The sequence below is a fragment of the Streptomyces sp. NPDC002276 genome, assembly GCF_053891435.1.
Window position 1 is genome coordinate 1 of the sequence record NZ_JBSFCQ010000044.1, and the last position, 17,406, is coordinate 17,406.

General features: G+C 70.6%; 16 protein-coding genes and 1 pseudogene. 6 read left to right on the forward strand and 11 right to left on the reverse strand.

Features of this window, described 5'->3' with window-relative positions:
• Positions 1 to 150: 150 nt before the first annotated feature.
• The gene (locus ACWIHT_RS46695; RefSeq protein ID WP_456174746.1) at positions 151 to 1,302 is read right to left on the reverse strand and encodes a serine hydrolase domain-containing protein; all 1,152 of its coding nucleotides are present in this window, start codon (positions 1,300 to 1,302) and stop codon (positions 151 to 153) included.
• A gap of 340 nt (positions 1,303 to 1,642) precedes the next feature.
• On the opposite strand from ACWIHT_RS46695, the gene ACWIHT_RS46700 reads away from it, so the two are divergent.
• Both ACWIHT_RS46700 and ACWIHT_RS46705 read left to right on the forward strand, forming a co-directional pair.
• Entirely contained in the window at positions 1,643 to 2,461 is an 819-nt protein-coding gene (locus ACWIHT_RS46700; protein WP_456174747.1) for a hypothetical protein, read from the forward strand.
• A 39-nt stretch (positions 2,462 to 2,500) separates the two neighbouring features.
• Positions 2,501 to 3,301 carry an EI24 domain-containing protein gene (locus tag ACWIHT_RS46705; RefSeq protein WP_456174748.1) on the forward strand — a complete coding sequence of 267 codons (801 nt, stop codon included), beginning with the start codon at positions 2,501 to 2,503 and terminating at the stop codon, positions 3,299 to 3,301.
• Here the strand turns inward: ACWIHT_RS46705 and ACWIHT_RS46710 are convergent.
• Both ACWIHT_RS46710 and ACWIHT_RS46715 read right to left on the reverse strand, forming a co-directional pair.
• Complete coding sequence (locus tag ACWIHT_RS46710) at positions 3,287 to 4,546, reverse strand: pyroglutamyl peptidase (RefSeq protein ID WP_456174749.1); 1,260 nt, start codon at positions 4,544 to 4,546, stop codon at positions 3,287 to 3,289. The two genes, ACWIHT_RS46705 and ACWIHT_RS46710, sit on opposite strands and share 15 nt — an antisense overlap.
• Positions 4,547 to 4,616: 70 nt before the next feature.
• Positions 4,617 to 5,573: a LysR family transcriptional regulator gene (locus ACWIHT_RS46715; RefSeq protein WP_456174750.1), complete on the reverse strand. Its 957-nt coding sequence runs from the start codon at positions 5,571 to 5,573 to the stop codon at positions 4,617 to 4,619.
• A gap of 49 nt (positions 5,574 to 5,622) precedes the next feature.
• Between ACWIHT_RS46715 and ACWIHT_RS46720 the strand changes: the two genes are divergently transcribed.
• A complete protein-coding gene (locus ACWIHT_RS46720; RefSeq protein WP_456174751.1) occupies positions 5,623 to 6,012 on the forward strand; it encodes a RidA family protein in 390 nt (129 codons plus the stop codon).
• Positions 6,013 to 6,037: 25 nt separating this feature from the next.
• Complete coding sequence (locus ACWIHT_RS46725) at positions 6,038 to 6,388, forward strand: YrdB family protein (RefSeq protein ID WP_456174752.1); 351 nt, start codon at positions 6,038 to 6,040, stop codon at positions 6,386 to 6,388.
• Between the two features lie 32 nt (positions 6,389 to 6,420).
• Here the strand turns inward: ACWIHT_RS46725 and ACWIHT_RS46730 are convergent.
• Positions 6,421 to 6,834, reverse strand: a pseudogene (locus tag ACWIHT_RS46730) (TetR/AcrR family transcriptional regulator); the annotation flags it as partial.
• A 163-nt stretch (positions 6,835 to 6,997) separates the two neighbouring features.
• Between ACWIHT_RS46730 and ACWIHT_RS46735 the strand changes: the two are divergent.
• Positions 6,998 to 9,445 carry a beta-glucosidase gene (locus ACWIHT_RS46735; RefSeq protein WP_456174753.1) on the forward strand — a complete coding sequence of 816 codons (2,448 nt, stop codon included), beginning with the start codon at positions 6,998 to 7,000 and terminating at the stop codon, positions 9,443 to 9,445.
• Positions 9,446 to 9,560: 115 nt separating this feature from the next.
• Here ACWIHT_RS46735 and ACWIHT_RS46740 read toward each other — a convergent pair whose 3' ends face one another.
• On the reverse strand, positions 9,561 to 10,532 hold the full coding sequence (locus ACWIHT_RS46740) for an aldose epimerase family protein (RefSeq protein ID WP_456174754.1): 972 nt from the start codon (positions 10,530 to 10,532) through the stop codon (positions 9,561 to 9,563).
• A 10-nt stretch (positions 10,533 to 10,542) separates the two neighbouring features.
• Positions 10,543 to 11,448, reverse strand: coding sequence for an SGNH/GDSL hydrolase family protein (locus ACWIHT_RS46745; RefSeq protein ID WP_456174755.1), 906 nt, complete (start codon positions 11,446 to 11,448; stop codon positions 10,543 to 10,545).
• 248 nt (positions 11,449 to 11,696) lie between these two features.
• Here ACWIHT_RS46745 and ACWIHT_RS46750 point away from each other — a divergent pair, with 248 nt between their 5' ends.
• Positions 11,697 to 12,191 (forward strand): DUF3145 domain-containing protein, encoded by a 495-nt coding sequence (locus ACWIHT_RS46750; protein ID WP_456174756.1) that lies wholly within the window; start codon positions 11,697 to 11,699, stop codon positions 12,189 to 12,191.
• A 69-nt stretch (positions 12,192 to 12,260) separates the two neighbouring features.
• Here the strand turns inward: ACWIHT_RS46750 and ACWIHT_RS46755 are convergent, their stop codons facing one another.
• From ACWIHT_RS46755 to fasR, 5 genes are all read right to left on the reverse strand, one after another.
• A complete protein-coding gene (locus ACWIHT_RS46755) occupies positions 12,261 to 13,532 on the reverse strand; it encodes a beta-ketoacyl-[acyl-carrier-protein] synthase family protein (protein WP_456174757.1) in 1,272 nt (423 codons plus the stop codon).
• A 118-nt stretch (positions 13,533 to 13,650) separates the two neighbouring features.
• The gene (locus ACWIHT_RS46760; protein ID WP_200715295.1) at positions 13,651 to 13,899 is read right to left on the reverse strand and encodes an acyl carrier protein; all 249 of its coding nucleotides are present in this window, start codon (positions 13,897 to 13,899) and stop codon (positions 13,651 to 13,653) included.
• 81 nt (positions 13,900 to 13,980) lie between these two features.
• Positions 13,981 to 14,979, reverse strand: a complete 999-nt coding sequence (locus ACWIHT_RS46765; protein ID WP_456174758.1) for a beta-ketoacyl-ACP synthase 3 — start codon at positions 14,977 to 14,979, stop codon at positions 13,981 to 13,983.
• 18 nt (positions 14,980 to 14,997) lie between these two features.
• Positions 14,998 to 15,915 (reverse strand): ACP S-malonyltransferase, encoded by a 918-nt coding sequence (locus tag ACWIHT_RS46770; protein WP_456174759.1) that lies wholly within the window; start codon positions 15,913 to 15,915, stop codon positions 14,998 to 15,000.
• 89 nt (positions 15,916 to 16,004) lie between these two features.
• Positions 16,005 to 17,210, reverse strand: coding sequence for a fatty acid biosynthesis transcriptional regulator FasR (gene fasR / locus ACWIHT_RS46775; protein WP_362970744.1), 1,206 nt, complete (start codon positions 17,208 to 17,210; stop codon positions 16,005 to 16,007).
• Positions 17,211 to 17,406: the final 196 nt, after the last annotated feature.

Here is a 17,406-nt window from a genome sequence, read left to right on the forward strand (position 1 = left end):
AGCCTGCTCACGTCCACGAGCCGCCCCTCGGCGGTGACGGACTGGGCCTCTCGACACCGGCGCGCCCCTACGGCGCCCTCTCGGCCGGTGGCGTGGGGGCAGTGGGAGTGGGTGGGCCCTCGCCGTGGGGGAGGGCCTCCACCGGTGGGTTTAGTGGGCCTGGGTTGCTTGGTGGGCGGCTTGTACGAACCGTGTGTTTTCTGGGGCCGGGCCGCCTGGCAGGGCGAAGCGGCGGCGGGTGTAGCCGTAGGCCAGGCCGGTGCGGGGGTCCGCGAAGGCCTGGGAGCCCGCCGCACCGCTGTGGCCGATCGTGCCCGCGCTCAGGAACGAGTACCAGGTCTCCGCCGTCGCCTGGAAACCCAGGCCGTACGAGCGGTGTGTGCCGGTGACCAGGTCGCGGCCGACCGAGTGGATCTGGCCGAACTCCGCGACCGTGTCCTGCTTCAGGAGCGGGGCCCGGCCCTCGACCTCGCTGATCGCCGCCGCGTAGAGGCCGGCGAGGCCGCGTGCCGAGGCCACTCCGCCTATCGATGCGGGGCCCTTGGCGCGGAGCACTCTTTGGTTGGGGAGTGACGCGAATACTGGGGGCTCGGCCGCGTGTTCGTTGAAGGCTATGCCTGCGAGGCTGTGGCGGCTGTCCGGGTCGGTGGCGTGTTGGGTCTGTTCCTGGGGGGAAGGGAGGTATGGCTGGGTGGGGTGGAAGCGGGGGTCCTGGGGTGTTGGGAGGCCCAGGAAGAAGTCCAGGGTGTAGGGGGCGCGCACTCTTTCCTCGTACACGTCCTGGAGTGAACGGCCCGTTGCTCGTCTGACGATCTCGCCGGTCAGGGCGCCGATGACCAGGGCGTGATAGCCGAAGGTCGTGCCGGGGCGCCAGAACGGGCGCTGGTCGGCGAGGCGTTCGGCGACCGCGCGGTCGTCTGCCAGTTCGTCGAGGGTGAAGCCGGTGTCCGTACCTATCAGGCCCGCACGGTGTGCCAGCAACTCGCGTAGAGTCAGCGCGCCTTTGCCCTCCGACGCGAACTCCGGCCAGTAGTAGGTGACTTTGCGGTCCAGTTCCAGGGTGCCGTCCTGGACCAGGAGTGCCACCACGAGGTGGGCCGCGCCCTTGGTGGACGAGAACACGCCGTAGAGGGAGTCGGCCGTGGTGTCGGGTCCTGCCCAGAGGTCGACGACTTGTCGTCCGTGTACGTATGCGCACAACTGGCCTTCGTAGTCCGCGCGTTCCGTCGACACGAACGCGGCGAACTCCTCCCGGACCGCTTCGAAGCCGTCGGCTACGGTGCCGTGGATCTCCTGGGTCATCCGCTCTCCTCAACTGATCCGCTGCTCGCGTGTGCCATGGTGAACAACGCCTGTCCGACCTGCGGGAGTTCCCCCTCGGACCTCCTCCTGGTTCCAGAGATCGGTACGGCGAGCGGCACCCGTTCGACTCAATGGGCGAGGGAAGGCGCAGGGAAGGTGTTGGTGTCGGCGATGCCCGGATGTCGCATTCAGGGGGGTGGGGAGTGGGCAGGATGAGTGTGGGCGTCGGGCGTCGGGCGTCGGGTGGGTGTTGGGTGTTGGGTGTGGGTGGCGGGCGTGTGTGGAGAGGGTTCCCATGGCTACTATTCCTTTGCTTCCCAGCCGGGATGATGTGGTGCGCATGGCGCGCAGCACCGGCGACATCACCGGGCAACTCCTGGACACCGCCGGGAACATCACCAGAATCGCCATCAACACCCTTGATCCACGGGACGGTTCGGGTGCCGAGGCGCTCCGGGTGCTGCGGGAGACCACTGCCGAGCTGGCCGAGGCCAGTGCCTCGCCGCAGGCCCAGGAGGCCTTCTATCGCATGGTCGACACCCTGACGCGGCTCGGGACTACCGGTGCGCCGTTGGCCGTTCACCCTGTGAGTCAGCCCGCGCAGGTGTTGTTGGGTGTGCTGGGGGACAGTCTGTTGCCGGTTCTCGACGCGGTCGAACCGGCGGTCGAGGAGTTCGCCGCCGCGCTCGGGGATCTGGTGGAAGCGGCCTCGCCGTTGCTGCCCGCGGTGGCGGGCGTGGCCGCCGGTGTCCTGCTCGCCCTCACCCCGCTGCTTCGCGCGGGCGCCGACGCGCTGGCCGACTCCTCTCCCGAACTCCGGCGCATCGCCGAGGCGTTGACGGCCGCGCTCGCTCCGCTGCTGCCCCCGCAGGTGGCCCTCGCGCAACGGGCCGCTACCGCCGGCACGAAGGTGCTCCGGGCTACCCTTCCGCCCCTCGCCGACCTCACGGAGGCCGCCGCGGCGGCGACCAAGGCGGCCGGGCCGATGCTGGTCGCGGGCGAGGAGTTGTTCGTCTCCGCCGTGGAGCGGGTCCAGCCGGTTCTGCTGGCCGCGGCCTTCCGTGCGGGGCGGGTGGCCCGGGCCACCGCGGTACGGGTGACCGCGGCCGTATCGCCCGCGGCGGATCAGGGGGTCGTGGTGGCGGTGTCGGCGGGCTAGGCACTGTGGTCGGCTTCGACGCTGAGTAAGGTTCTCCCCATGCGTGATCTTGGGGTGGGGTTCGGTTATCTGCTGAAGGGCCAGCGCTGGGTGGCCCGGCACGGGCGGCAGTACGGGTTCGGGCTGGTTCCCGGGCTGATCACGCTGGTTCTCTATGTCGCGGTGCTGGTCGCGCTCGCGGTGTGGGGCGACGACTTCGTCAGCTGGGCGACGCCCTTCGCGGACGACTGGTCGAGCCCTTGGCAGGGCCTGTTCCGGGGATTTCTTACGGCGGTCCTGTTCGTACTGGCCCTGCTGCTCTCGGTGTTGACCTTCACGGCGGTCACCCTGCTGATAGGGCAGCCCTTCTACGAGACCCTCTCCGAGAAGGTCGACAGGGACGTCTCACCCGACGGCACCGCCCCCGAGTCGGGCCTCCCGCTCTGGCGCGAACTCTGGGTCTCGGCCCGCGACAGCCTCCGGGTGCTGGTGCGTGCGCTGGTGTGGGGCGTTCTGCTCTTCGCGCTGGGATTCCTGCCGTTCGTCGGGCAGACCGTCGTTCCGGTGATCGGGTTCTTCGTCACCGGGTTCTTCCTCACCGAGGAACTGACGGCCGTCGCCCTGCAACGCCGAGGCGTCGACCTCCGCGCCCGCCTCACCCTCCTCCGCTCCCGCAAGACCCTGATCTGGGGCTTCGGCACCCCCCTCGGCCTCGCCTTCCTGGTCCCGTTCGTCGCCGTCTTCCTGATGCCGGGTGCGGTGGCGGGGGCGACGATGATGGCCCGGGACCTGAGGGGAGAGGGGGCCGAGGAGGGTGACGAGGGTGACGAAGGGGGTGGGCCCGGGTCAGTTGGGCAGTGACGCGTTCATTGCCGCTGTCACCATCGCTCTGACCTGGGCGATGATGTCCAAACGGTTCTGTATGAAGGCCGGGTCGGTGATCGTTCCTGTCGCCGGGTCCGTGTTGCCCGTGCCGAACTGCAATACCGGTGTGTGGATGTGTCCGCCCGGCAGCGAGTCGTGCAGTCCGAGCCGGTCCCGCAGCAGGGTCGCGCGGTAGGCGATCTCGTTGGAGAGGTAGTTGCCGCCGCCACCGGCACGGGCCGTCGAGCCGGGGGTCGGGCCGTCCCGCTGTACGACGGGAGTCGTCCCGCCCGCCGGGATCTCGGTGACCTCGGTGTGGTCGTAGACGGGGAAACGTCCGGTCTGCGCCGCCATGATCGCCTTGTACGGCAAGGTCGTCGACGTCCACTGGGGCTGCGAGGCCGGGTCGGTGACCGGGACGGTCTCCGTGCGCGAGATGTTGGCGTTGTCCGGATAGCCGCCACGCCAGGCCCCGTTGGTCCGTTCGATGTCGAAGCGGCCCACTCGGCCCTGGCTCACGGTGGTGAACAGATCCACCTTCGGGAGATACGGCCGCAGCGTCCGCTCCACGGTTCCCTCGGCGAAGTCCGCCCAGCGCACGGGGAACATGGCCGTCTCGATGCGCGCCGGGCCGTCCGCCGTCTGGATCACCGTGCCGTCGAGCGCGAGCGCGGTGGCCCCGGACGGGTTGGAGATCCTGATGTCCGCGTCCAGCGTGAACGGGTCGAAGCCGGTGACGAGGATGCGCCTGAGCCCCTTGTCGCGGGCCGGGTAGCGGATGCTGCTCTGCCCGCGTGACGTCTGCTCCAACTGGCTGAGCAGTGCGGCCCGTTGGGCGCTGGTGATGTCGAACTCCGGTGCCCAGGTCCGTATTTCCCTGGTCAGCCCCAAGCGTGCCCAGTAGAGCGGCCGGTCGTCGTCCCGGCTGAGGTCACCGCCGGCCGGTCCTCGGCCCTGCGCGCGGTCGACCGCCCGCTGCCACAGGGCGGTTCCCTCGTGTACGACGATGTGGCGGGCCTGTGTGTAGCTGTGCGCCCCTTCTAGGGCTTGGGTGAACTCCGGTGCCACGGTGTCGAATCCGGAGTGTTCGAGGATCTCCTGGGGGACTGCCCTGTCGAGCCGTTGCTCCTCGACCGTCGGGGGGAGCGTGGTGTCGGCCGCCGCCGTGCCGGTGCCGGGGGCGGAGAAACCGGCCAGCAGGGCCAGTCCGAGGACGCCTGTCCGAACTCGTATGACATTCAAGGTGGTTGAGGCCTTCCGTCGCAGTGGGGTGCGGTGCCGGACGGCCGCAGTATCGCGTGACGGGAGTGGTCTACGCCACGGGTGCGGCGGACGATCCGATCCGCGCCGACTCTTCGGCCAGCACCCCGAGGAACGCCTTCGTCGCCGGGGCCGGTGACCGTCCGCGCAGCGTCGCCGCGTACACCGCCCGGGCCGGTGTTCCCTCGTCCAGGACCGGCAGCAGTACGACGTCCGGTCGTACGGAGTCCGCGGCGAGCGCCGGGACCAGGGTCACGCCGAGGCCCGCGGCGACGTAACCCTCCTTGGCGGTCCACTCGCCGACGATGTGCGCGATGCGCGGGCGGAAGCCCTCGCGCAGGGCCGCTTCGAGGAGGGTGCCCTCGGGGTGTGCGCTGCCGGATATCCAGTCGGCGTCGGCGAGTTGGGCGAGCCGGACCGGGCCCTGCCCGGCGGCGAGGGGGTGGTCGGCCGGCACGGCTACGTACAGCGACTCGTCGAGGAGGTGGTGGAGTTCGTACGCTTCGAGCGGTGCTCGTCCGGTGGTGGAGACGATCGCCAGGTCCAGGTGCCCGGACGCCAGCCGGTGGAGGAGGTGGGGTGTGAGGCCCTCCTCGCGGGACAGGCGTATGCCCGGGTGGCGGTCGCGGAAGGCGGCGAGGGTGCGGGGGACCAGTGCCGAGTCGGCCGTGGGGAACGCCCCGAACTGCACGTGCCCGCCGACGAGTTCGCGCAGCGCCGCCAGCTCACGCCTGGCCCCGCGCAGCGATTCCGTGACGGCCTCCGCATGCGGTACGAGAGCCCGGCCGGCCTCCGTGAGCCGGACGCCCCTCGGCAGCCGGTCGAACAACTGGGCGCCGTCCAGGGCTGATTCGAGCGAGGAGATCTGGCGTGAGACCGCGGACTGGGTCCAGCCGAGCGTTCGGGCCGCGACTGTGAACGAACCGTGCCGGGCCACCTCCAGGAACACGCGCAGCCACACCGTGGAGAGATCCGGACCGTCGTCATGCGAGATGGGCATGTCTGCCATGCTAGACATTCGCTTGTCGCACCGCGGGGCCGGACCTAGCGTCGACGCCATGCGCATCACCCTGGACAGCCCCGCCTCCGCGCCCCAGCCCCTGAGCCCCTACTACTCCCAGGTCGCTCGTGTTCAACACGCCGACGGGAGCGCCCTGTTGTACCTCTCCGGCCAGATCGCGGAGGGCGCCACGCTCGCCGAGCAGAGCCGGGGCGTCTTCGAGACGATCGCCGCCCTGCTCCGGGCGCACGGTGCGACCCTGGGGGACGTCGTCAACATCCGCACCTATTTGACCGATATCACCAGGCTCGGTGAATACGGCGCCGTACGACGGGAGTTCCTCACCGGGACCCCGCCCACCAGCATGACCTTCGAGGTGTCCCGGCTGTTCCGGCCGGAGGCGCTGGTCGAGGTCGAAGTCGTGGCCGCCGTACCCGCGACGGAGTGATCCGCTCCGGGTGATACTGCCGCTCATGACGGCAGTGAAGACCGCGAAGGCGGCGAACCTCGGCGTGCTCTTCGTGATTGAGCTGGGCGCTCTTGTCGCTGTTGCCTATTGGGGGTTCAGCCGGGACCTCGCCACCCCGCTGACCTGGCTGCTCGGTCTCGGCGCGCCCGTTGTGCTAGCCGTGTTGTGGGGGCTGTGCGGTTCGCCGAAGGCCAAGTACAAGACGCGCGGGGCCGGTCGGGTCGCGTTCGAGGTGGTGTGGTTCGGGGCGGGGGTCGCCGGGTTGGTCCTTGCCGGGGCCTACGACTGGGCGCTCGTCTTCGGCCTGGTGTGCGTGGCGAGCAAGACGCTCGCCGTCATCTGGCGGCAGGTGTAGGGGAGTTGGGCTGGACGGGGTCACGTCTCGCCCAGCAGGGGGGCCGTGCGCTCGGGGGTGAGGCCGTTCGGCAGGACGTCGCCGTACTCGGTGCGCAGTACCCCGGCTATGCTCGCCCGCACCCTTGCGTACCTCGCGGTGAAGTAGTTCCGCGCCGGGTGTCCCTCCGTGACGCTCTCGCCGAGGAGCGCGGAGAAGGTCTGGATGATCGCCGGTCGCATCGCGTTGTACTCGACGAGGGACGCGAGCAGGTCGATTCGCCAGCGGCTGTCCGGGACCGCGTCCCACTGGTCCCGTTCCTCCAGGACGGCGACCAGCAGCGCGTCCTTCGTGGGGAAGTAGTGCAGCAGGCCCTGTTGGGTCAGTCCGACCCGCTCCGTCACCGCCGCCAGGCTCGCGCCCCGGTAGCCGCGCTCGGCGATCACCTCCAGCGCCGCCCGCACGATCTCGGCGCGCCGCGCCCTCCTTTGCGGCTGAACCGCCGCCGCTCTCGCGGACGTGGTAGCTCGCCGTGGGGGTTGCCCAATTGATGGTTGCGGTTCCGATTTCTTTGAGGGCGGCCGAGGCAGGATTGAGGCGTCAACGGACTTCAACGAGGAGGCACCGCGCATGGCGGGAACCACGGGAACCCCGGCCGACCGGGCCCGCGAGGAAGCTGTAGCGGCGGCCCTGATGCGGCTCGACCTCGACGCCAAGGCCCGGCTGCTGGCCGGTCAGGACATGTGGTCGCTGCCCGCGCTCCCGGAGATCGGCCTGGCGTCCCTCGTGATGTCCGACGGCCCGATCGGCGTCCGGGGGCGGCACTGGACCGCCGACGACCCCTCCGTCGCGCTGCCGTCACCGACCGCCCTCGCCGCCGCCTGGGACCCCGAACTCGCCCGCCGCGCCGGTGTGTTGCTCGCCCAGGAGGCCCGCCGCAAGGGCGTGCACGTGCTGCTCGCGCCCACTGTCAATCTGCACCGGTCCCCGCTCGGCGGGCGGCACTTCGAGGCGTACAGCGAGGATCCGTACCTCACCGGGCGGATCGGCTCCGGGTATGTGGCGGGCGTTCAGGCGGGGGGCGTGGGAACCACCGTCAAGCACTTCGTCGCCAACGACGCCGAGACCGAGCGCTTCACCGTCGACAATCTCATCTCCCGACGCGCCCTGCGCGAGCTGTACTTGGCGCCTTTCGAGGTCATCGTCGAGCAGGCTCGGCCCTGGGGCGTCATGACCGCCTACAACACGGTCAACGGCACGACGATGACCGAACACGGTGAGTTGGTGAACGGGATCCTGCGCGGTGAATGGGGGTTCGACGGGTTCAACGTCTCGGACTGGACGGCCGCCCGCTCCACCGTCGGTGCGATCGAGGGCGGCCTCGATGTCGCCATGCCTGGTCCGAAGACTGTCTACGGGGAGGCCCTCGCCCGGGCCGTGCGTGCCGGCGAGGTCGCCGAGGCCGCCGTCGACGCGGCCGTACGGAACGTGCTGCGGCTCGCCGCCCGCGTCGGCATCCTGGCCGGTGCCGAACCCGTCGTCGCGGAGGCCCGACTCCCGTCCCCCGTCGACGGCGAGGCGCTCGCCCGCGAGATCGCCCGCCGCTCCTTCGTCCTCGTACGGAATGAGGGCGACGCCCTTCCGCTGAAGCCGAATGCGACGGTCGCGCTCATCGGTGCCGCCGCCCGCGACGCCCGTGTCCTCGGCGGCGGCTCGGCCACCGTCTTCCCGGCCCGGATCGTCTCCCCGCTCGACGGCCTCACCGCCGCCCTCCCCGAAGGCGCCCTGAGCTACGCCGTCGGCGCCGACCCGAACACCGAACTCGCCGTCGCCGACCAGGGGTTCACGCTGAGCGCGATCTGCCGGGACGCGGCGGGCCGGGTCCTCGCGACCGTCCCCGTGCCCAACGGGCAGGTGAAATGGGTCGGTTCGGACCTTCCCGAGGGTGTCACCCACGACACCCTGCACACCGTCGAACTCACCGGCACCTTCACCCCGCGCGCCACCGGCCCGCACACCTTCGGCATCACGGGCATCGGCGCGTTCACCCTCACCGTCGACGGCACGGCGTACTACGACGACGTCCAACGCCCGGTCAAGGACGACCCGTTCATATCCTTCTTCGGCGCCCCCGAGCCCCGCGCCGTCGTCGAACTCGCCGCCGACCGTCCCGTCGAGGTCTCACTGAGCCACACCGTCGCCCGTCCCGTGGGCATCCCCCTCCGGGTCGTCGGCTTCGCGCTCGCCCACCAGGAACCGCAACGCGACCCCGACGAACTGATCGCCGAGGCTGTTGAGGCGGCCCGTGCCGCCGACACCGCCGTCGTCGTGGTCGCCACCACCGAGCGGGTGGAGTCGGAGGGGTACGACCGTACGGATCTTCAACTGCCGGGGCGGCAGGACGACTTGGTGCACGCCGTTGCCGCGGCCAACCCGAACACCGTCGTGATCGTCAACTCCGGCTCCCCGGTCGAACTGCCCTGGCGCGAGGAGGTCGCCGCCGTCCTGCTCGGCTGGTTCCCCGGCCAGGAAGCCGGTGCCGCCCTCGCCGACGTCCTCACCGGCGCCCACGAACCCGGCGGCCGGCTGCCCACCACCTGGGGGTTGCTCACCGATGCCCCGGTCAGTCAGGTGGTCCCGGAGAACGGCGAACTCCCTTACGCCGAGGGCGTGTTCATCGGCTACCGGGCCTGGGAGAAGGCGGGCCGCGTCCCGTCGTACCCCTTCGGGCACGGTCTCGGTTACACCGACTGGACCTACGACGACATCAAGGCCGACGGGGCGTCGGTCACCGTGCGCGTCACCAACTCCGGTGGCCGGTACGGGCGTGAGGTGGTTCAGATCTATCTCGCTCCGAGCGAGCACGACCCTGAGCGTCCGGCCCGTTGGCTGGCCGGATTCGCCGGGGTCGAGGCCGGGCCCGGCGAGAGCGTCGAGGTGCGGGTCGAACTCCCGCGCCGATCTTTCGAGATCTGGGATGAGACGGCGAACGGGTGGGCAGTTGTAAAGGGTTCGTACGAGATCCAGGCGGGCCGCTCGATCATGGACCGCGGGGTCGCCACGACGATTAACGTCTGACCCGGGACTCGTCTCCCCACAGACAGCCCCGGTCCGGGACCTGACCCCTGGACCGGGGCTCATTTCATGCCCGCGTCGCCGTCATGATCAGCGGGCCGTCGTCAACGGATCGTGGTCAGCGGGTCGAGAAGGCGTACACCGTCTCCGAGCGGTACGTCCCGCCCGGGCGCAGTTCCGTGCTCGGGTACTCGGGGCGGTTCGGGGAGTCCGGGAAGTGCTGGGTCTCCAGGGCGATTCCGGCACTCGGGGTGAACGGGTCGCTCAGGTAGTCACCGGTGTAGAGCTGGATGCCGGGCTCGGTCGTAGAGATGGTCAGGATCCGGCCGGACGCCGGGTCGTGCAGCTCGGCGATCTCCACGGGGGCCGGGGTCAGGCCCTTGTCGAGCGCGAAGTTGTGGTCGTAGCCGGTGCCGATCTTGCGTGACTCGCGGAAGTCGAAGCGGGTGCCGGTGACGTCGTCGAGCGGGCCGGTCGGGATCAGGTCGGCGTCGACGGGCGTGAACCGCGAGGCGGCGAGCCGGAGTTCGTGATCGGCCGGACTGCCGGTGCCGCTCAGGTCGAAGTAGCTGTGGTTCGTGAGGTTCACGACCGTCGGCGCGTCCGTCGTCGCCTCGTAGGAGATGCGCAGCGCGCCCGACGCGTCGAGTGCGTAGGTCGCCGAGACGTCCAGGCGGCCGGGGAAGCCCTCCTCGCCGTGCCCGCTGACCCGGCTCAGCCGCAGCCCGTGCTCGACCGGCTCGACGTCCCACACCCGCTTGTCGAAGCCGCGCTCGCCGCCGTGCAGGGAGTTGGGCGCGTTGTTCCGCGCGAGGGAGTACGTCACGCCCTCCAGCGGGAAACGGCCGCCCGCGATCCGGTTCGCGTACCGGCCGACCAGCGCGCCGAGATACGGCTCCGGGTGGGTGAGATAGCCGTCCAGGTCGGCGAATCCCAGCACCACGTCCGCCGCGTGGCCCGCCCGGTCCGGCACCTCCACCGACTGCACGATCCCGCCGTACGACAGCACTCGCACCCGTACGCCCGCCCGCTCCAGCGTCCAGCGGTGCACGGGAGTGCCGTCGGGAAGGGTGCCGAAAAGTTCGCTCATGAGGGAAACCCTAGGTCACGGGTTCGGCCGCGGTGATCCGCCGGTAGGCCATCGCCGCCAGCCGCGCCTGGCCGTCCTTGCTCGGGTGGAACCAGTCCCAGTGGCTCAACTGGTCCGTGCCGAAGCGGTAGTCGTAGACCGCGTTGTCGTCGAAGCGGCAGCGGTCGTCCGTCGCGCACACCTGCTCCAGGACCTTGTTGTACGCCTCCACCCGGTCCTGCACCGTGTCGCGCCGCTCGGTCGCCGCCGAGTCCAGGGCGTCCGCGTCCGCCAGCATCGAGGGGCAGATGCCCAGCTTCCACACCGCCTTGCCCAGCGGGTTGGTCCGCCCCTGCGACCAGAGCCGCTTGAGATTCGGCACGCTCGCGACGTAGACCTGCGTCTTCGGCAGCGCCCGGCGCAGGGACTTGAGGGAGTCCTCGAACCCGGTGCGGAAGTCGGCGACCGAGGTCATCGCCGAGGTCGAGGCGCGGCAGGCGTCGTTGGCCCCCACCATGACCGTGACCAACTGCGGTTTGTGGGCGACCGCCTGGGTGATCTGGGCGGACAGGTCGGCCATCCGCGCGCCGGTCTCCGCGTAGTTCCAACTGCGTTCGGCCGCGCCGGTCCTGCCGAGCAGTCGTACGGCCAGACTGTCGACCGAGGCCTCGGTGCCCGTCGCCCAGGACACCTCGGGGCAGTCCGACAGGACCGTACAGGCGTCGAAACCACGGGTGATGGAGTCGCCCACGGCCGCGACCGAGGACGGGCTGCGGTCCCAGACCGGGGTGGGGGAGGGCTTCGCCTTGGCCGCCGTACCGCTCTTGCTGTGGGTGCCGGAGGACGCGCCCCCGCCCGAGTCGCAGCCGGCCGCGCCCAGTACGGCCGCCGTGATGAGGGCGAGCGCGGCCTGTGAACGAGTACGTCGCATTCGCATGTTGAGACCCATCCCCTCCATAACGGTCTCAACCCATAACAACGCGCCAAGGTTCCCGTCGCCGCCCGATGCAACGGCTCACCCCCGTACAAGCGTCCCCCTGGGTGAATGGCGGGGTTTCCTGGCACCTGGAGGGACGGTACGTCACACTCCGCGCGCCGCCGCACGGTAGCCTCGCCCTCAACGTGGCTGCCCCGCCACCGCCGTTTGCCAGTCAGCAAGATGCCCCGCTCTGTCCGGAGGTCCCGGTGACGACACGTGGAGTTCTGTACGTCCACTCCGCGCCGCGCGCGCTGTGCCCGCACGTCGAGTGGGCCGTCGCCGGGGTGCTCGGCACACGCGTCAGCCTCGACTGGATCCGGCAGCCCGCCGCGCCCGGAACATGGCGCTCCGAATTCTCCTGGCAGGCGGAGGCGGGCACCGCCTCCAAGCTGGCGTCCGCGCTGCGCGGCTGGCACCTCCTCCGCTTCGAGGTGACCGCCGAGCCCTGCCCCACCGCCGAGGGCGAGCGCTACAGCTGCACCCCCGAACTCGGCATCTTCCACGCCGTCACCGGCATCCACGGCGACATCCTCATCCCGGAGGACCGCCTGCGCGCCGCCCTGACGAGGTCCCAACAGGGCGAATCCAACCTGGAAGCCGACATCGCCAAGCTCCTGGGCAAGCCCTGGGACGACGAGTTGGAGCCGTTCAGGTACGCGGGCGAGGGTGCTCCGGTGCGCTGGCTGCACCAGGTGGTCTGAGGTTTCGTTCCGTACACGCCGAGGGCCCCCACCGACCGGTGGGGGCCCTCAGTGTCGTACAGGGAGTTCTCAGACCGTGCGGAACGCCAGCACCACGTTGTGCCCGCCGAAGCCGAACGAGTCGTTCAGCGCGGCGATACGGCCCTCGACCGGCAGCTTGCGGGCCTCGCCGCGGACGACGTCCGCGTTGGCCTCCGCCTCCGGGTCGAGGTTGTCGACGTTGATGGTCGGCGGGGCGATGCGGTTGTAGAGCGCGAGGACGGTCGCGACCGACTCGACGCCGCCCGCGCCGCCCAGCAGGTGGCCGGTCATCGACTTGGTCGCCGAGACCGCCATGTGGTCGGCGTCGTCGCCGAACACCTTGCGCAGCGCCTTCAGTTCGGCCACGTCACCGGCCGGCGTCGAGGTCGCGTGCGCGTTCACGTGCACGATCTCCGCCGGGTCCAGGTCGGTGCTGGCGAGCAGGTGCTTCAGGGCCTGCGAGATACCGCGGCCCTCCGGCTCCGGCTGCACGATGTCGTGGCCGTCGGCGGAGATGCCCTGCCCGACCGCCTCCGCGTACACCCGGGCACCGCGCTGTGCGGCGTGCTCGGCGGACTCCAGGACCAGGACACCGGCGCCCTCGCCGAGGACGAAGCCGTCGCGGGCCGTGTCGTAGGGACGCGAGGCGCCCTGCGGGTCGTCGTTGTTCTTGGACATCGCCATCATGTTGCCGAACGCGGCGATGGGGAGGGGGTGGATGGCCGCCTCCGTGCCACCCGCGACGACGACGTCGGCGCGGCCGGTGCGGATCATCTCGATGGCGTAGCCGATGGCCTCGGCGCCGGACGCGCACGCGGAGACCGGCGTGTGCACACCCGCGCGGGCGCCCACGAGCAGACCCACGTTGGCGGACGGGCCGTTCGGCATCAGCATGGGGACGGTGTGCGGGGAGACGCGGCGGACGCCCTTCTCCTTGAGCACGTCGTACTGGTCGAGGAGGGTCGTCACACCGCCGATGCCGGAGGCGATGACGGTGCCCAGGCGGTCGGGGTCGACGGCCGGGTCCTCACCGGCCTTGTCGGTGAAGCCGGCGTCGGCCCACGCCTCCTTGGCCGCGATCAGCGCGAACTGCGCCGAGCGGTCCAGGCGGCGGGCCTGCGGACGCGGGATCACCTCGGAGGGGTCCACGGCGGCCGGCGCGGCGATACGGACCGCCTGCTCGGCGGCCCAATCCTGCTCCAGGGCCTTCACACCGGACTTGCCGGCGATCAGACCTTCCCAGGTCGAGGCTGCGTCGCCACCCAGCGGTGTGGTTGCGCCGATACCGGTGACGACCACGGTGCGATTGGTCGGGCTCACGGGAATTCTCTCTCCAACGGTACGAGGATTAAGCGGCGCCACCGCCGGGTGGCGGGGCCATGCAGCCGTGCCTAGGGGGTGGCTCGGGCCTGATGGTGGTCCGGGCCTAAGGGGTGGCTCAGGCCTGGTTCTTGAGGATGTAGTCGGTCGCGTCGCCGACCGTCTTGAGGTTCTTGACGTCCTCGTCGGGGATCTTGACGTCGAAGCGCTCTTCGGCGGCGACGACGACCTCGACCATGGACAGCGAGTCGACGTCCAGGTCGTCGGTGAAGGACTTGTCCAGCTGGACGTCCTCAACCGGGATGCCGGCGATCTCGTTCACGATGTCGGCGAGACCGGCGACGATCTCTTCCTGAGTGGCGGCCATGTCAGGCGCTCCTTCTTTGTGATCCAGAGGGTGTGGCGGTGCTTTCCGCAGCGGATCCGATGATGATCCGGCACGGAGTGCCTAGGGGAGGGTAACGACCGTCGCGGCGTATACGAGACCCGCCCCGAAGCCGATGACGAGCGCGGTGTCGCCGCTCTTCGCCTCGCCGGTCGCCAGAAGCCGCTCCATAGCGAGCGGAATCGAGGCGGCCGAAGTGTTGCCGGTGGTGCGTACGTCACGCGCGACCGTGACGTGCTCCGGCAGTTTCAGCGTCTTCACCATCGAGTCGATGATCCGCTCGTTGGCCTGGTGGGGAATGAAGACATCCAAGTCGTCCGGGGTGATCCCGGCCGCGTCCAGCGCCTGCTGGGCGACCTTCGCCATCTCGAACACGGCCCAGCGGAACACCGCCTGGCCCTCCTGCGTGATCGCAGGGAACTTGCCCGTGGAGTCGTACTCGTTCCACGGCACGGTCTGCTTGATGGTGTCGGACTTGTCGCCCTCCGAACCCCACACGGTCGGGCCGATCGCGGGCTGCTTGGAGGGGCCGACCACGACCGCGCCCGCGCCGTCGCCGAACAGGAAGGCCGTCGCGCGGTCCTCCAGGTCGGTCAGGTCGGACAGCCGCTCCACGCCGATGACCAGCACGTACTCGGCGCTGCCCTCGACGACCATGCCCTTGGCGAGGGTCAGGCCGTAGCCGAAGCCGGCGCAGCCCGCCGAGATGTCGAACGCGGCGGCCTTGTTCGTGCCCAGCTTGTCCGCGATCTCCGTCGCCACGGCCGGGGTCTGCTTGAAGTGCGAGACCGTCGACACGATCACGCCGCCGATCTGCTCGGCGGTGATCCCCGCGTCGGCGATCGCCTTGCCGGACGCCTCGATGGACATCGCGGCGACGGTCTCCTCGTCGTTCGCCCAGTGCCGGGTCTCGATACCGGAACGCGAGCGGATCCACTCGTCGGAGGAGTCGATCGTCTCCAGGATCACCTCGTTCGGGACGACCCGGACCGGACGGTAGCCGCCCACGCCGAGAATGCGCGCGTACGGTGCGCCCTTGCTCGGCTTGATCTTCGTCGACATGTTCGTACGGCTCCTTCGTCAGGCGTGGGCGTGCTCGGAGATGAGCTCGCGGGCCGCGTCGAGGTCGTCGGGGGTCTTCAGGGCCAGCGTCTTCACGCCCGGCAGGGCGCGCTTGGCGAGGCCGGTCAGGGTGCCGCCGGGGCACACCTCCAGGAGCGCGGTCACGCCGAGCTCCTTGAAGGTCTCCATGCACAGGTCCCAGCGGACCGGGTTGGCGACCTGGCCGACGAGGCGGTCCAGCACCTCGGCGCCGGTGGCGACCGCCTTGCCGTCCTTGTTCGAGATGTACGTCGACTGCGGGTCGGCGGGCGTCAGTTCACGCGCGGCCTCGGCGAGCGCGTCGACCGCCGGGGCCATGTGCTCGGTGTGGAACGCGCCGGCCACCTTCAACGGTACGACCCGGCGCACGCCCTCGGGCTTGTCGGCCTCCAGGGCGGCGATCTGCTCCAGCGTGCCGGCGGCCACGATCTGGCCCGCGCCGTTCACGTTGGCCGGGGTCAGGCCCAGCTTCTCCAGGTGCGCGACGGTCGTGTCGTGGTCCCCGCCGAGCAGCGCGGCCATCCCGGTCCCGGTGATCGCGGCGGCCTCGGCCATCGCCAGACCACGCCTGCGTACGAGGCGCAGGGCGTCCGTGTCGTCGAGGACACCGGCGAGTACGGCGGCGGTGATCTCGCCGACGCTGTGACCGGCGACGGCGCCCGGGGACACCTCGCCGAGCGCGGTCGCGGAGACCAGTCCGGCGGCGACCAGCAGCGGCTGGGCGACGGCGGTGTCGCGGATCTCGTCCGCGTCGGCCTTCGTGCCGTAGTGCACCAGGTCGAGACCGATGGCGTCCGAGAGGGCACGCAGACGGTCCTCGACACCGGGGAGGTCGAGCCAGGGGGTCAGGAAGCCGGGCGTCTGGGCGCCCTGGCCGGGAGCGACGAGTACGAGCACTCTCACACTCTCTCTTGGGGACGGGCACGGCCGCCCGTGGGGACAGGGACGAAGAACACGAGGGGGTTTTGTGGGGCCTCGACAAAAACCTAGGTCTGGAGATCTCCATCGGCCAGACGCCCCAGGATCAGCGCGATCCGCAGCGTGAACGCGGAACGTACATCGGACGGCGACCAGCCGGTGACGTCAGTCACACGTCGAAGCCGGTAGCGCACGGTGTTGGGATGCACGAACAGCATGCGCGCCGCACCTTCGAGGCTACTCGCCTGCTCCAGATAGACGCTGAGCGTCTCCAGGAGCGCGGACCCGGCCTCCTCCAGTGGTCTGTAGATCTCCTCCACCAACTGGTCGCGCGCACTGGGATCACCGGCCATCGCACGTTCCGGAAGCAGGTCGTCCGCCAGCACCGGGCGCGGTGCGTCCTGCCAGGCGGAACAGGCCTTCAGCCCGGCCGCGGCGGCCTGCGCGGACCGCGTCGCGGCGAGGAGATCGGGCACGATGGGGCCCGCGACGACCGGCCCGGCCGCGTAGGGGCCGATGAGCGACTTGGCGACCGCGAGGGGGTTGTCGCTGCCTCCCGCGATCACGACGAGCCGGTCGCCGAGCACCCCGGTCAGCACCTGGAGCTTGGCGTGCCGGGCGGCGCGGCGGATCGCCTCGACGGTCAACTCGCTGTCGCCGTCGGGGGCGGTGCCCAGGACCACGCACACGTGCTCGGGCGAGTTCCACCCGAGCGCGGCGGCGCGGGAGACGGCTCCCTCGTCGGCCTCGCCGCTCAGCACGGCGTTCACGACCAGCGACTCCAGCCGCGCGTCCCACGCGCCACGCGCCTCGGCGGCCTGCGCGTACACCTGCGCGGTCGCGAAGGCGATCTCCCGGGCGTAGACGAGGAGCGCCTCGCGGAGTACGGACTCGTCGCCGGGGGCGGCGACTTCGTCGATGGCGGACTCCATGACCTCGATGGTCGTCCGCACCATCTCGACGGTCTGGCGCAGGGTGATGGCCCGGGTCAGCTCGCGGGGCGCCGTCCCGAAGACGTCGGTGGAGATGGCCTGCGGCGCGTCGGGATGCCGGAACCACTCGGTGAACGCGGCGATACCGGCCTGCGCGACCAGCCCGATCCAGGAACGGTTCTCCGGGGGCATCGCCCGGTACCACGGCAGCGACTCGTCCATGCGCGCGATGGCCTGGGCGGCGAGACTCCCGGACGACTGCTCCAGCCGCTTGAGGGTCGCCGGGTGCGAGTGGGCGCGGGGGGCGGGGGCTGCGGGTCTGGTTGTTTCGGGTTCGGGCACGGGAACAAGACTGCCTTATCCGGTGTGGCTTGGTTGCGTGCGGGGCGGCTGGCCGGTGTTGAAAAGGCGCCGGGCACCTTTTTTGGTTCGGTCGCCTTCGGGGCGCCTTGAGCCGGTGTCGAGAGGCCCATCGTGCTCGGCGCTGCGCGCCTCCGCGCGCTGGGCCCCGAGGCGCTCGTCCGAGGCATGCAGGGCG

Bases quoted from the DNA above. Each gene is read 5' to 3' on its own strand.
- ACWIHT_RS46760 (WP_200715295.1), bottom strand. From the start codon at position 13,899: ATGGCCGCCACTCAGGAAGAGATCGTCGCCGGTCTCGCCGACATCGTG.
- ACWIHT_RS46725 (WP_456174752.1), top strand. From the start codon at position 6,038: ATGACGGCAGTGAAGACCGCGAAGGCGGCGAACCTCGGCGTGCTCTTC.
- ACWIHT_RS46735 (WP_456174753.1), top strand. From the start codon at position 6,998: ATGGCGGGAACCACGGGAACCCCGGCCGACCGGGCCCGCGAGGAAGCT.
- ACWIHT_RS46715 (WP_456174750.1), bottom strand. From the start codon at position 5,573: ATGGCAGACATGCCCATCTCGCATGACGACGGTCCGGATCTCTCCACG.
- ACWIHT_RS46700 (WP_456174747.1), top strand. From the start codon at position 1,643: ATGGCGCGCAGCACCGGCGACATCACCGGGCAACTCCTGGACACCGCC.
- ACWIHT_RS46740 (WP_456174754.1), bottom strand. From the start codon at position 10,532: ATGAGCGAACTTTTCGGCACCCTTCCCGACGGCACTCCCGTGCACCGC.
- ACWIHT_RS46745 (WP_456174755.1), bottom strand. From the start codon at position 11,448: ATGCGAATGCGACGTACTCGTTCACAGGCCGCGCTCGCCCTCATCACG.
- ACWIHT_RS46695 (WP_456174746.1), bottom strand. From the start codon at position 1,302: ATGACCCAGGAGATCCACGGCACCGTAGCCGACGGCTTCGAAGCGGTC.
- ACWIHT_RS46705 (WP_456174748.1), top strand. From the start codon at position 2,501: ATGCGTGATCTTGGGGTGGGGTTCGGTTATCTGCTGAAGGGCCAGCGC.
- ACWIHT_RS46720 (WP_456174751.1), top strand. From the start codon at position 5,623: ATGCGCATCACCCTGGACAGCCCCGCCTCCGCGCCCCAGCCCCTGAGC.
- ACWIHT_RS46765 (WP_456174758.1), bottom strand. From the start codon at position 14,979: ATGTCGACGAAGATCAAGCCGAGCAAGGGCGCACCGTACGCGCGCATT.